The sequence below is a fragment of the Stenotrophomonas sp. AN71 genome (assembly GCF_050435725.1).
Taxonomy (GTDB): Bacteria; Pseudomonadota; Gammaproteobacteria; order Xanthomonadales; family Xanthomonadaceae; genus Stenotrophomonas.
Genome location: NZ_JBNDKU010000001.1, coordinates 260,022 through 274,179, shown reverse-complemented (window position 1 = coordinate 274,179; position 14,158 = coordinate 260,022). Strand labels below are relative to the sequence as shown.

Genomic DNA, 14,158 nt, shown 5'->3' with positions numbered 1-14,158 from the left:
GAGCTGACATGAGAGATTTGAACGACGCCATTGCCGAAGTCGTGGCCGATATCCGGCAGGTACAGGCGCGGCTGGCCGAGCGCGGCGACCAGTGCCGGGACCTGATCAAGGAACAGGAATCCCTGCACGGGCAGGTCCGCGAGGACTTCACTGCACTGGCCCGCCTGCAGGCCGAAGCCGCTGCGGATTCGCCGCCGATGGTGGCCCGTGACCTGATGCAGCAGTCCAGCGCCGACCTGCAGCGCCGCGATCGCAAGGCGGCGGTACTGGCTGATGAACTGCAGGCACTGCTGGACATCGAGCAATCGCTGCAGCAGCGCTCACAGGAGGCCCTTGCCGCACGCAATGCCGCCGGTGGACACCTGCAGGCCCTGCAGGAACGGGTAGACGCCGCACTGGAAGCAGAGCCGACCTATCGCGCACTGCAGGACGACCTGCAGTTGGCGGAGGCACGTGTCGACACGGTCGAGCGCATGGCCGCTTCGGCGCAGTCGGAGCATGACGCCAAGGCCGGCGCCTACGAAGCCGACCCGATCTTCATGTACCTGCACCGGCGCAGCTTCGGCAGCGCGGCCTATCGCGGCTGGCCATGGGTGCGTACCGCCGACGGCTGGCTGGCCGACCTGTGCGGCTTCGACCGTGCCCGGCGCGAGTACGCCACGCTGGTCGAGCTTCCACCCTACCTGCAGGCACATGCCACACAGGCCCGCGACGAAGCCGAGGCCGCCCGCCAACCGGTGCAGCAGGCGCGGCAAGCGGCACTGGCTGACGCCGGCGGTGACCCGCTGCGCCAGCAGTTGCAGGCGGCCCAGGGCGCGGTGGCGCAGGCGCTGCTGGCCGAGCAGCTGCATCGACAGACCGTGGATGCCAAGCAGGCTCAGATCGACGGCTTCCGTAGCTGGAGCGATGCCGAAGGCGGCGCGCTGCTTACTGCACTGGCACGCACGCTGTCGGCCAAGAGCATGAACGACCTGTACCGGCGCGTGGCCGCCACCGCTTCCGGCGAAGATGATGCGGTGCTTGAGCGCATCCATCGCAGTCGCCTGCGCCTGGGCGAGATCGAGGGCATGGTAGGCGAGCACACCCGCGATATGGCCGTGCTGAAGAAGCGCCTCGACGATCTGCAGGCCGCCCGCAGGAGCTACCAGGCCGCTGCGGACATCGAGCGACAGGCCTACGAGGCGCCGTCCTACCGCGCCCCGGCCCGCGCCGCAGCCACTGCATCCTTCTTCAGCACCACCAGCAACAGCCGCCGCACCACCCGTGCCTCCGGTGGCCTGTTCGACCGCGCCTCGAGCAGCTCCAGCAGTTCACGCTCAAGTTCCAGCTCAAGTTCAGGTTCCAGCTCAAGCTCCAGCGGCGGCAGCTTCCGCAGTGGTGGTGGCATCAGCGGCGGCGGTGGCTTCAAGACCGGCGGCGGCTTCTAACCCTGCCGTTGCTGGCTGCGCCGCTTCAACCGCGTATCCAGCAGGCCAACGCCCAGCAGCACCATGCTGGTCAGCCATCCGGCGGCCAGCAGATGCATCCAGGGCATCACCAGGCCAAGCATCAGCAATGCGGCCGCACCCAGCAGATGCGAGCGCGGCGCATGCCCATAGACAACGCGCTTGTACAGGGCACTGCCCAGCAGGTAGATCAGTGGACCGGCCACCATCACGGTGGCATACACCACGGTGACCGCCGCGCCCGGATGGTCCATGACCAGATCGTTGCCCACCGCCGTGGCGATGATGCCGGCGATCAGCAGCGCATGCACGTAGTGGAAGTTGGCGCCCATCCGGCCGGGATCGTCGGAGTGGGTGATCGCCGCAGTGGCATCGCGGCTGGAGATGCCGAAATACAGCCACCACATCGCCAGCGTACCGGCGAAGGTGGCCAGTACCGCCGATACCACCTCCAGCCGCCAGTGCTCGACCTCGCTGAGCACACCACCGGTAGCCAGCAACGTCTCACCCAGTGCGACGATGACGAACAGCTGGCAGCGTTCGGCCAGGTGGCCGCCCTCGATGGTCCACTCGCGGGTATGCGACCGGCCCATGCCTGGGAACGCAAAGCCGAACATCGGCGAGACGTACTCGCAGGCCACCGCCATCGCCCACAGCCCCAGACGGACGTTGCCCTCGGCGGCCGCGCCGGCCAGCCAGAAGCACGCCGAGATACCGACCCACGCCAGCATGCGGCGGAAGTTGGGCGCCAGCGGATGCGTGGGTCCGACCTCGATCAGCACGAAGGCCGTGCGCCCCACCTGCATCGTGGCGTAGGCCCCAGCAAATACCCATGCACGATCGGCGAACGCCTCGGGAATGGAGGAGGACATCAACAATGCCAACAGCATGGTGGCGAACATCAGCCCGCGGATGCGTGGCGCCTCCGGGTCGAACCAGTTGCTGACCCAGCACGCGTACTGCCAGCCCAGCCAGACCGCGAACCACAACACCAGGGTCTGCAGTACGCCGGCCAGGTCCAGGTGATGCAGCAGATGGTGGCTGAGCTGGGTGACCGCGAACACGTAGACCAGATCGAAGAACAGTTCCTCGTAGGTCACGCGGGCGTGGTGGCCGTCACGGTGGCGCAGGGCGGGCAGGCGCATCGAGCAGTTCCTTGGCAGGTCGCCGCAGGCTAACCGGGGTCGAGTCTGCGCTCCAGCCGATGAGTGTGGATTCACCTTCCGGCCCCGGCGAACAATCCCGGTCGCGACACCGGCATATCAAACGCGAACAGTTCCCATTAGTATTGCAGCAGTGCGCAGGGATGTCCTTCCGGCGCGCACCCTTTCGCCCTGCCGCCCGACCGCATGCCCCCTTCCACTCCACCCGCGCTACCCCTGGTGTCCTCGCTGGTGCGTCACTACGAAGAACTGGTGGACTACCTGCGTCGCCGCTTCCGTTCGCCGGCGCTGGCCCGTGAGGTCGTGCACGACGTCTGCGTCAATCTGCTGGAACGCCCTGCAGTGAATGATGCGCGGCAGCCGCTGGCCCTGCTGCGACGGATCGCCCACGATGCGGCGGTCGACCGCTGCCGCGCCGAAGACCTGCGCCGGCACTGGGTGGAACCGCGTGCCGAGTTGCCCGAGAGCGCCTGCGACCGCCCCGGCCCGGCCCAGCACGCGCAGGGACAGCAGGCCCTGCAACGGCTTACAGCCAGCATCGAACGCATGCCCTGCCGGCGCCGGCAGGTGTTCATCCTGCACAAGATCCATGAAGTGCCGCAGGCCGATGTCGCGCGGCGCATGGGCATCGGCCTGAAGGCGGTGGAGCGCCATCTGCGCCTGGCCGTGGCCGACTGCCGCCTGCACGGAGGTCAGTGATGGGCCGGAGGCCGCCGCCCGCGCCGCCCGCGCAACCGCCGCGCGTACCGTCCACCGAGCAATTGCTCAACCAGCACCGCGACGCATTGAAGGTGCGCTTCCCACTGCCGGAAGCCGAGCAGCTGCGCCGCCGCGGTGGTCGCCGCGCGGCCAAGATGGTGCTGCCCGTATTGGCGCTGGCGGTCGCTTCGGTGCTGCTGGCCGATCCGGCATGGCAGACCAGGGACTACCGGACCTCGGTGGCCGACCGCCGCCAGCTGACCCTGCCCGATGGCAGCCGGCTGCTGCTGGATGCCGAGACCCACCTGCAGGTCCGCCGCCACCTGCGCTCGCGCCAGGTGGTGCTGCTGCAGGGCCGCGCCCGCTTCAACGTCCAGCACTCGGCATGGCGGCGATTCCAGGTCGATGCCGGACCGGTGCATGTGCGCAACTACGGCACGGTGTTCGATGTGGACCGCCAGGGCGATCTCAGCGAGGTGACCCTGTGGCGCGGCGAGGTGGGCGTGCGCGTCGACGGCAGCGATGCCGAGCAGCGCCTGAAGCCGGGCCAGCGCCTGCTGGCACAGGCAGGTTCGTTGTCGCCCCCCGAGGCCGCCGGCCCGGACCGGGCCGACTGGACCCGCGGGCGGCTGCAGTTCGATCGCCTGCCGCTGTCGGAAGTGCTGCGCATCCTGCAGCGCTACCATGATCGACCGATCGTGCTGGATGACCCAGCGCTAGGGACGCTGCTGGTTTCGGGGGTGTTCGACGCCGACCGCGCCGAGACCGCGGTGGCACTGCTGCCGGACATCCTGCCGGTGCAGCTGCAGACCGCGGCCGATGGCAGTCTGCATCTGCGTGCACGCGATTGATCGCCACCACGAGGGTGGGTTGCGCGGCCTCTCATCCGGCAGGTGCTTGAACCCCTCCGAAGGACCCCGCATGACCCGCCCTGTTCCGCCTGCCGCGCTGCGCCGGCTGGCCCCCACCCTGCTCGCCGTGTGCCTGTGTGCCGCACTGCCCGTCGCTGCACAGACCTCCGCCCCGGCCGCGGTGGACATCCACCTGCCGGCTGGCTCCCTGCAGGCCTCGCTCAACGCGCTGGCGCGGCAAAGCGGCATCCAGCTGCTGTTTGCTGCTGACAGCGTGGGTGGGCGCACCGCACCAGCACTGGATGGCCGCTACACCCCGCGCGAGGCGCTGCAGCGCCTGCTGGCCGGCCACGGCCTGACACTGCAGGAGCGCGCGCCGGGCGTCTTCGTGGTGAGCACGACTGCCGCTGCACCTGCGCAGGCCAGGGCAGCCACACCTGCACGGCCCACGCAGCCGGCCGCGGCGACCTCACTGGCCCGTGTCACCGTATCGGCGTCCACCGCGCGCATGCCGCAGGGCGAGACCGCCATGCCCAACACCATCACCGTGTTGACCCGTGAGGACATCGCCCAGCAGCTGGCGCTGGGCTCGGATGTCTCGCGCGTGCTGTCGGCACAGATTCCGGCCTTCGCTCCCGCCCGCGAGAAGATGTCCAACTACGGCGAGAGCATGCGCGGCCGCGGCATCCTGTACATGGTCGATGGTGTGCCGCAGTCCACCCCGCTGCGCGATGGCTCGCGTGATTCGCACACCATCGACCCGGCGATGATCGAGCGCATCGAAGTCATCCACGGCGCCAACGCGCTGCAGGGCATCGGCGGTACCGGTGGCATCGTCAACATCATCACCCGCAGTGCCCCCAGCGAACCGGGCGCGTTCCTGCTGGACAGCAACCTGAGCTACAGCGGCGGACTGCCCAGCCACCACGATGACAATGGCCAGCGCGCCTCGGCGCTGGTCGGCGCGCGCGGCGAGCAGTTCGACCTGGTGGCCGGCCTGGCCTACGAGCGGCAGGGCCTGTTCCATGACGGCAAGGGCCGCTCGATCGGGACCAACGCGCAGGGTGAGCTGATGGATTCGACCTCGTCGAACGTGTTCGCCAAGCTCGGCTGGAACCTGGCCGAGGGCCACCGCCTGCAGGTGATGGCCAACCGCTACGAACTGCGCGGGCTGGACAACTACCTGGCGGTCAACGGCGACTTCCGCAGCGGACGCCCCACCATTTCGGTGCCTGGCGATACGCCGCTGGAGCCGCCGATGAACCGCTCGCGTTCGCTGACCGTGGACTACAGCGCTGCCGACCTGCTCGGCGGCCGCTTCCAGGCACAGGCATTCGCTGTCGATTTCGAAGGCCGCTACGGGGCCAGTCAGTGGGATCCGTGGGGCAACACCGGCGCCAATGCCGCCTGGGACCAGACCCAGAATGAATCGGACAAGCGCGGCTTCAAGCTGACCCAGAGCTGGTCCCGCATCGCCGACACCACGCTGGACGTGACCCTGGGCCTGGACGGCCTGCGCGACCGCACCCACCAGGTACTGCTGGCCAGCGGCATGAACTGGGTGCCGTTGACCACCTACCAGAGCCTGTCGCCGCTGCTGCAGCTGCACTGGTGGCCGAGCGACCACCTGATGCTGTCCGGCGGCCTGCGCTACGAGAAGGGCGAGCTGGAGGTGGGCGACTACACCACCCTGCCCCGCTATGGCGCGCGCAAGGTGGCAGGCGGCAAGCCGACCATGAGCGAGACCCTGCCCAACTTCGGCGCGGTCTGGTACATCAACGACCGCCTCAACGCCTACGCTTCGTACTCGGAAGGCTACACCGTGGCCGACGTCGGCCGCGTGCTGCGTGCGATCAACCGCGACGGCCAACGCGTGGACAGCCTGGTGGACCTGTCACCGGTGGTATCGGACAACCGCGAGATCGGCCTGGAGTACGACGATGGCCGCTTCAGCGGTGACATCGCCTACTACACCTCCGAATCCAAGCTCGGTTCGGTGCTGGTCTACGATCCGGGCATTGATGCCTACGCGGTGCAACGCCAGGCCACCCGTGTGGAAGGCTTCGAAAGCAATCTGCGGTTGCGCCTGGGCGACAGCCGCCTCGGCCTGGGCTACGCGCGCGCCAATGGCCGCTACGACGCCAACGTCGACGGACGCCTCGACAGCGACCTGGCCGGCGTCAACATCGCGCCGAACCGGCTGACCGCGTTCTGGGAGCAGACCTGGACCACGCAGCTGAGCACCCGTCTGCAGGCCAGCCACGCCTTCGATCGCGATTTCGACCTGCTTGGCGCGCGCGTAGCGGCGTTCAAGGGCTACACCACGGTGGATCTGGTCGCGCGCTATACGCTGGACAAGCATGCCTTCACGCTGGGCGTGCAGAACCTGGCCAACAAGCAGTACATCAGCTACTACTCGCAGACCACGCCGTCGAACCCGAGTTACTTCTCCGGCCGTGGCCGGGTGCTGACACTGGGCTGGCAATACCGGTACTGAGCCCGCCGGGGGCCCGGGGTGCAGTCGCCCCGGGCCCGTGGGCGGGTCAATGGATCAGGCGGCGTAGCGTTGCTCGCCCTGCAGCCAGGTCTCGGTGACCTTCAGCTCAAGGACCTTGGCCGGATCGATCGTCAGCGGATCGCGGTCGAGGATGACCATGTCCGCATACTTGCCGTGCTCCAGGCTGCCGACAATGTCATCCCTCCGGCACTGCCATGCCGCGTCGATGGTGACCGCGCGCAGGGCCTGCTCGACGCTGATGCATTCGCCCGGGTTCAATACCTCGCCGCCATCACGCATCCGGCGGTTCACCGCGTTGTCGATGTAGCGCAGCGGATCGATGGTGGTGACATTGAAATCCGAATGCAGCGAGATGCGCAGGCCACCGTCCAGCGCCGAACGGCATGGGTCGTAGAGGGCCGCGCGCTGCGGGCCAAGGATGTTGTCACGGAACGCCTTGCCCCAGTAGTACACGTGGCCGATCAGGAACGAGGGCGAGACCTGCAGCTGCGCCAGGCGGGTGATCTGCTCGCGATGCAGCACGCTGCAGTGCTCGATGCGGTGGCGATGGTCGGTACGCGCGGTCTTTGCCAGCACGGCCTGGAGGACATTCAGGGTGGTGTCGATGGCCGCATCACCGTTGGCGTGGATGCCCACCTGCCAGCCCAGGTCATGGGCCCGCTGCACGCCGGCAATCAACTGTGCCTCGGTGTAGTTCAGCGCGCCACGCTTGTCCGACCCCAGATAGTTCTCGCGTTGATAGCCGGTCTGCGCCTGGTTGGAACCATCGGACCAGAACTTGATGCCGGTCAGGCGGAAGCGATCATCACCGTGGCCCGGCGTGATGCCACGCTGGACCCAGTCATCCATCAGGTCCGAGGTGAGAAAGCCGGAGTAACGGACCGGCGGATTGCTCGCCATCACGCCGTTGAGCACGTCCAGATCGGTCACGCCGCCGGTACCGATGCCCGCATCGTGCAGGCTGGTGCAGCCGGCCTTGGTCGCGTCGGCGAACAACTGCTGGATCAGCTCGGCGCTGCGCTCCTGGCTGGGCATCGGCATCACCGCCATGAATGGCTTCATCGCAGGCGATTCCTGCATGCGTCCGGTCAGCCTGCCCTGCTCGCGATCGTAGCGCCCCTGGTCAGGGTCGGGCGTGGCATCGGTCACCCCGGCCGCGGCGAACCCCTTGCTGTTGCTGTAGGCGACATGGCCGTTGGACTCCAGCACGAACACCGGATTGTCCGGCGCCACGCCATCCAATGCGTGCAGGGTGATCGGCGCGCCCGGCATCAATGAGGGATCAATGCCCTGCGCGATCACCCACTCGCCGGGCTTGCGCGCGCTCGCCGCTGCGCCAATCTTCGACAGCGCGTCGGCCAAGGTGGCCGTACTGAACGGCGTCACGTCCAGCCAATCGGAAAGAATCGCCATCGCCGAATGCATGTGCGGGTCGATGAAGCCCGGCAACAGCGCCCGCCCCCGCAGATCGACCACATCGGTGTGACGGCCACGATGCAGCATGACCTCCTCGCGGCTGCCGGTGGCCAGGATACGTCCGTGGCGTACCGCAATGGCCTGCACCTTGCCCTTGGGGCCGAGCGTATGGATCGGTCCACCGTGGAAAATCCGATCCGCCGGCCCGTCAAGCGCCGGCGATCGCGTTTCCGAGAACGCCGTCGATGGAACTGCCGTCCCTGCCAGCGCCACCACGCCCAGCCCGACCACGCCAGCGAGAAACTCGCGACGTGCCTGCAGGAATGCCGCTGCCCCCGGGTTGCACACAATACACATGCGCCTGCTCCTTCCTTGTGGTCCGCGCAGGCTACCGCGCATGCCGCGATGACGCTGCGAACGGCATCGCCCTTTCACCCGCCTGTGCGCGCCATTGTTTGACAGCCGCAACGCAGGCTCATGGCAGTCATGAGGAATCATCGAAACGGCGGCGTAAAACCGCGTGCTAGCCTCGATTCACCTTCCAACGCCCTCTTTCACATGCGCTCGCTCTTTCTTTCCTTCGCCCTTGCCACCGCACTTTCCACGCTCCCGGCCAGCGCTGCCGAAGCGCCGCTGCCGCAGTTGCGGGCCTACACCGTGGATGATTCGTGGCTGCAGCCGATGGCGCCCCTGCAGATTGCCGACCACACCTGGCAGATCGGTACCCAGAACCTGACTGCACTGCTGGTGCAGACCGACGAGGGCGCGGTGCTGCTCGACGGCGGCATGCCGCAGATGGCCGACCACCTCATGAACAACATGAAGGTGCGCGGCGTCACACCGCAGAATCTGCGCCTGATCCTGCTCAGCCACGCGCATGCCGACCATGCCGGGCCGGTGGCGGAGCTGAAGCGCCGCACCGGTGCACAGGTGCTGGCCAATGCCGAATCGGCGGTGCTGCTGGCACGTGGCGGCAGCAATGACCTGCATTTCGGTGATGGCATCACCTTCCCGCCGGTGAACGCCGACCGCATCATCATGGATGGTGAAGTGGTCACGATGGGCGGAATCGCGTTCACCGCGCACTTCATGCCGGGGCACACCCCTGGCAGCACGGCCTGGACCTGGACCGACACCCGCAAGGGCAAGCCGGTGCGCATCGCCTACGCCGACAGCCTGAGCGCGCCGGGCTACCAGCTGCGTGGCAACGCCCGTTATCCGCACCTGATCGAGGATTACACGCGCAGCTTCGCCACGGTGCGTGCCCTGCCCTGCGATCTGCTGCTGACTCCGCATCCTGGCGCCAGCCGGTGGAACTATGCCGCCGGCAACACGGCCGCTGCCAACGTGCTGACCTGCCAGGCCTACGCGGATGAGGCGGCAAAGAAGCTCGACGCGCAGCTGGCAAAGGAAGCCGCGGCGAGCCGCTGATCCTGTAGAGCCGAGCCGATGCTCGGCGTGCCAGCAGAAAGCAGCCGAGCGTGGGCTCGGCTCTACAGGGAGGTCGACGACGGGTGCCGGTCAGGCCGACCGGCACCGCCGCCTGTCAGCCGCCCTGGCCGTGCTGGGCGAAGGGCTCGATGCTGCCATCGTTGCGCACCAGTTCAACGGTGTACGGCTGCACATAGCCATCCGGCATCTCCATGCCGGGTGAGCCGGCCGGCATGCCCGGCAGCACCAGGCCGCGTGCCGCCGGCCGCTCGGCCAGCAGACGCTTGATGTCCTGCGCCGGGATATGACCTTCAACCACGTAGCCGCCGATCTCGGCGGTATGGCAGGAGGCCTTGCCAACCGGAACGCCGAGGCGGACCTTGACCGGATTCATGTCATCGGTATCGCGCACGTCGACCTGGAAACCGGCTGCCTTCAGGTGATCCACCCATACGCCGCAGCAGCCGCAGCTGGCGGTCTTGCGCACGATGGCCACCGGAAGTGCCGGGTCGGTCTGTGCCGGTTGTGCCAGCCGTACTGGCGTGGTCGTGGCCGCGACGGCCGTAGCTTCGCCGGTGACGGGCGCAGCGGATGATTCTCCGGCAGCACGCGCGCAGGCGGCAGTGGCCAGGACGGTACCCAGCAGGAGGCCGAGGGAGAGAGGACGGTTCATGGTGTTGATTCCTTTGCAGATGCGGGCAACGTGGCCCGCTGCCGCGCGCATCGCGCACGCGGGCTGAGTCGAGAATGGAGACAGCAACGGCGGCAGGCACGGACGGCCTGCGCGGAATCACGCGATGGGTGGTCGCAGCGGGTCCGGCATCGGCGGCGGCGCGCGTTGCGGGGAACTGGCCGCTACAGGGGCCTCGCGCCAGAGCGAGGCCGGTATACCGGCCAGGGTCGCCGCCATGCCAGCACAGGCCGGAGGGCATTCGCATTCACTGCTCTGGCAAGCCATTGAGGTCGCCGCTTCGCAGCAACCGGCGGCGGCCATGGCACCGCTGTGCGGCGCAGCGCAGTGATCAGGAACGGCCTGCCCAGTGCCACCGGATGCGGCAAGCGCCAGCGCTGGTGCATTCAGCACCAGGGCGACAAGCAGCATCCATCGCAGCAGCAGGCCAGGCAGGTTCACGCGTCGATGATAGCCGATGCGCGCGTCAGGCAATCGCTGCCGCCATCGCCTGCATCCGCACCGGGATCGACTTCGCCGCCGGGGTTCCGCTGATCCGGTCGTAGTAGCCCAGCGGCAGCAGCGGGTTCAATTCCGGGTAGTAGCCGGCCAGCGCGCCGCGCGGCATCGGGTAGTCCAGCACCGTCAGGCCCTCGATGCAGCGGCGCACGCCATCGTTGCTGATCGTCTCCAGGCTGACCTGCGCTTCCTTCTGCAACCCGCGCGCCAGCCGGTCCTCGATGTTCATGAACAGCACCATGCGGTCGTTGTAAACGCCCCGGTAGCGGTCGTTGTAGCTGTAAAGGGTGGTGTTGTACTGGTCGTGCGAGCGCACGGTGGCAAGCCGCAGCATCTGCGGGTCGTCGACCGGGTCGTCCACATCCAATCCGGGCATCACCAGGATGTTGGCCCTGCCATTGGGCGTAGGCCACACGCGCCGGCGCGGCGGAATGTCCAGGTGGAAGCCGTGCGGCTGCTGGATGAGGTCGTTGAAACCAGTGTAGATGTCCGGGTACACCGCCGCGATCAACTCGCGGATCGGCGCATAATCGTGCATGCAGCCTGCCCAGTCGACCTTGCTGTGCGGCAGCGTGGCCATCGCCATGCGGCAGACGATCTCCACCTCGGGCAACAGATCGGCGCTGGCCGGTTCGAGCACGCCGCGCGACGCGGTGACGTTCGACATGGCATCTTCGATGGTGACGAACTGCTCACCTGCAGGCGTCACGATACGCTCCGAACGCGCCACCACCGGCAGGATCAGCGCATCGCGCCCATGCACCAGATGCCCGCGGTTGAGCTTGGTGGCGATGCCCACGGTCAACTCCAGGCCACGCATGGCCTGGTACGCGCGCGGGGTATCCGGTACGGCATGGATGAAGTTGCCGCCCAGGCCGATGAACACCTTGGCGCTGCCCTCCAGCATCGCCTCGATCGATTCGACCACATGGTGGCCATGTTCGCGCGGGGGTTCGAAGCCGAACACCTGCTGCACCCGGTCCAGATAGGCGGGCTTGGGCTTTTCGTCAATGCCGACCGTGCGGTCGCCCTGCACATTGGAATGGCCGCGGATCGGCCCGATGCCCGCACCGGGCTTGCCGAAGTTGCCGCGCAGCATCAGCAGGTTGGCCACCTGCTGCAGAAGGCGCGAACTGTACTGGTGCTGGGTCAGACCCATGCCATAGCAGATCACGGTGGCGTTGGAACGGATGTAGATCTCCGCGCACCGGTGGATCTGCGCCTGCGAAATGCCGGACACGCTTACGATCTCGCCCCAGTCCTGCGCCAGCACGTCCTCGCGCAGCGCGTCCAGGCCCACCGTGTGTTCATCGAGGAAGTCGTGGTCGAGCACACGTTCGCCCTGCGCTTCACGTTCGAACATCACCTTCATCATGCCCTTGATGAGGGCCAGGTCGCCGCCGATGCGGATGTGCACGAATTCGCTGGTGATCTCGGTGGAGCCGAACGTGGCCATCTGCACTACGTCCTGCGGTTCGGCAAAGCGGATCAGTGCGCGCTCGGGCATCGGGTTGACGGCCACGATCGGGATGCCGCGTTTGCGCGCCTCGACCAGGTTGCTCATCATCCGCGGCGAGTTGGTGCCAGTGTTCTGGCCGATCACGAAGATCGCCTCGGCATGCTCGAAATCCCGCAGCACGATTGTGCCCTTGCCCACCCCGATGGCCGGCGGCAGGCCGCGGCTGGTGGGTTCATGGCACATGTTGGAGCAGTCCGGGAAATTGTTGGTCCCGAACTCACGCACGAAGATCGAATACAGGAATGCCGCTTCGTTGGGCGTGCGTCCGGAGGTGTAGAACTCGGCCTGGTGCGGGCTGTCCAGCGCCTGCAGATGGCGGCCGATCATCGCGAAGGCCTCATCCCAGCTGCATGGCACATAGTGATCGGTGGCCGCGTCGTAGCGCATCGGCTCGGTCAACCGGCCCTGCATCTCCAGCCAGTAGTCGGTCTGCGCCATCAGTTCGGTGACGGTGTGCTGGGCGAACAGCTCGCGACCGGCGCGGAACTGGGTCGCCTCCCAGGCCAGCGCCTTGGCGCCGTTCTCGCAGAATTCCAGCTTCCTGCGTTCGTCGGCATCGGGGAACGCGCAGCTGGGGCACTTGAAGCCGCCGGGCTGGTTCATCGCCAGCAGCGCCTTGGAGCCCTTGCCGATCACGCTCTGCTGCAGCAGCACCTTGGCGGTGGCGCCGGCAGCACCCCAGCCTCCGGCCGGTTGGTTGTAGGGCTTGTAACGCGGCGGCTTCTGCTCGGACATGTTCGGCAACCCTGTGGGAGGAACGCAACAACGAACGGCGCAACATGGCAGTGGCCGCCTGCGGGCGACTCTTCCAGCAGGACAGGCTGGCATGGCCGAGGCCGCTGCGCCAGAGGGCCGCGCTGTTTTCGCTACACGCTGCCATGGCAACGGTTACAGGCACGTCAGGGCGTGACCACTGCGCTATCCTCGAAACCGTGGGTGGTCGACCACCTGCGCACCTCCCTTGCCCGGACATGCTGCATGCCTGATTCGACCCCGCCGCACACTCCGCCTGCCGGCACGGCGCAGCGCCCGTTGCAGCGCTGGCGCCGCGGAGGTCGCCAGCAGCAGATCGACGTGGTGGCCGAGGAGGTGCCGCTCGCCCTGCGCTACAACGGCGCTCCCTTTGCGGTGATGATGGCCACGCCGTGTGACCTGGAAGACTTCGCGCTGGGCTTCTCGCTCAGTGAGGGATTGATCGACGCGCCGGCGCAGCTGTTGTCGATCGAAGTTCACCCGCAACTGGAAGGCATCGAGCTGCAGATGACCGTAACCGATGATGCCCCCGCCGCCGGCCTGGATCCGGCCGATGGACGGCTGCTGCCCGGCCGTGGGGGCTGCGGACTGTGCGGCACCCGTCAGCTCGAAGACGTGCTGCGGCCGCTGCCGCCGATCCGCGAGCGCCGGACCTACCCGCCGGCCGCATTGCAACGGGCGTTGGCAGCCCTGGCCCAGCATCAGCCGATGAATGCGGTAAGCGGCTCCATCCACGCCGCGGCCTGGGCCGATGCCAGCGGCCGCATCGGCTGGGTGCGCGAGGACGTGGGCCGCCACAATGCGCTGGACAAGCTGATCGGCGCCCTGCACCACAATGAACACACCATTGACGGCGGCCTGCTGCTGATCTCCAGCCGGGCCAGCTACGAAATGGTCAGCAAGGCGGTACGTGCCGGTGCCAGCGTGCTGGCCGCCGTGTCGGCACCCACGGCGTTGGCGATCGATCTGGCGCGCGGCGCCGGCCTGTGCCTGGTCGGGTTCGCGCGGGAAAGCGGATTCAATGTGTACACCCATCCGGATCGGCTGCAGGTGGACGAACCGGCTGGGTAAACCCGATTGGGACGACCGGAACGACCACCGGCACATCGACTGCAGGCCGACGAACCACCTTGGTAGAGTCGACCGTTGGTCGACTAACGCGCGCAGCGCGGGC

Annotated in this window: 10 protein-coding genes; 6 read left to right on the top strand and 4 right to left on the bottom strand. The window is 67.6% G+C overall.

Features of this window, described 5'->3' with window-relative positions:
• The first annotated feature begins 8 nt into the window (after window positions 1-8).
• Window positions 9-1,427 (top strand): hypothetical protein, encoded by a 1,419-nt coding sequence (locus ABH900_RS01195; protein ID WP_429620506.1) that lies wholly within the window; start codon window positions 9-11, stop codon window positions 1,425-1,427.
• Here ABH900_RS01195 and ABH900_RS01190 read toward each other — a convergent pair.
• Complete coding sequence (locus ABH900_RS01190) at window positions 1,424-2,590, bottom strand: low temperature requirement protein A (protein ID WP_429620504.1); 1,167 nt, start codon at window positions 2,588-2,590, stop codon at window positions 1,424-1,426. The genes ABH900_RS01195 and ABH900_RS01190 overlap by 4 nt on opposite strands.
• Window positions 2,591-2,794: 204 nt before the next feature.
• Here ABH900_RS01190 and ABH900_RS01185 point away from each other — a divergent pair, with 204 nt between their 5' ends.
• The 3 genes from ABH900_RS01185 to ABH900_RS01175 all read left to right on the top strand — a co-directional run bounded on the left by ABH900_RS01185 (window position 2,795) and on the right by ABH900_RS01175 (window position 6,655).
• A complete protein-coding gene (locus ABH900_RS01185; protein ID WP_429620502.1) occupies window positions 2,795-3,307 on the top strand; it encodes an RNA polymerase sigma factor in 513 nt (170 codons plus the stop codon).
• Entirely contained in the window at window positions 3,307-4,158 is an 852-nt protein-coding gene (locus ABH900_RS01180) for a FecR family protein (protein ID WP_429620499.1), read from the top strand. Before ABH900_RS01185 ends, ABH900_RS01180 begins: the two co-directional genes overlap by 1 nt.
• A gap of 70 nt (window positions 4,159-4,228) precedes the next feature.
• The gene (locus ABH900_RS01175) at window positions 4,229-6,655 is read left to right on the top strand and encodes a TonB-dependent receptor domain-containing protein (protein WP_429620497.1); all 2,427 of its coding nucleotides are present in this window, start codon (window positions 4,229-4,231) and stop codon (window positions 6,653-6,655) included.
• Window positions 6,656-6,709: 54 nt separating this feature from the next.
• On the opposite strand, the gene ABH900_RS01170 is transcribed toward ABH900_RS01175, so the two are convergent.
• Window positions 6,710-8,449 (bottom strand): amidohydrolase, encoded by a 1,740-nt coding sequence (locus ABH900_RS01170; protein WP_429620495.1) that lies wholly within the window; start codon window positions 8,447-8,449, stop codon window positions 6,710-6,712.
• 201 nt (window positions 8,450-8,650) lie between these two features.
• Here ABH900_RS01170 and blaL1 point away from each other — a divergent pair, with 201 nt between their 5' ends.
• Window positions 8,651-9,523, top strand: coding sequence for a L1 family subclass B3 metallo-beta-lactamase (gene blaL1, locus ABH900_RS01165; protein WP_429620493.1), 873 nt, complete (start codon window positions 8,651-8,653; stop codon window positions 9,521-9,523).
• A gap of 115 nt (window positions 9,524-9,638) precedes the next feature.
• Here the strand turns inward: blaL1 and ABH900_RS01160 are convergent, their stop codons facing one another.
• Window positions 9,639-10,196, bottom strand: a complete 558-nt coding sequence (locus ABH900_RS01160) for a DUF411 domain-containing protein (protein ID WP_429620491.1) — start codon at window positions 10,194-10,196, stop codon at window positions 9,639-9,641.
• Window positions 10,197-10,680: 484 nt separating this feature from the next.
• A complete protein-coding gene (locus ABH900_RS01155) occupies window positions 10,681-12,966 on the bottom strand; it encodes an FdhF/YdeP family oxidoreductase (protein ID WP_429620489.1) in 2,286 nt (761 codons plus the stop codon).
• Between the two features lie 243 nt (window positions 12,967-13,209).
• Here ABH900_RS01155 and fdhD point away from each other — a divergent pair, with 243 nt between their 5' ends.
• Window positions 13,210-14,055 (top strand): formate dehydrogenase accessory sulfurtransferase FdhD, encoded by an 846-nt coding sequence (gene fdhD / locus ABH900_RS01150; protein ID WP_429620487.1) that lies wholly within the window; start codon window positions 13,210-13,212, stop codon window positions 14,053-14,055.
• The last annotated feature ends 103 nt before the right edge of the window (window positions 14,056-14,158 follow it).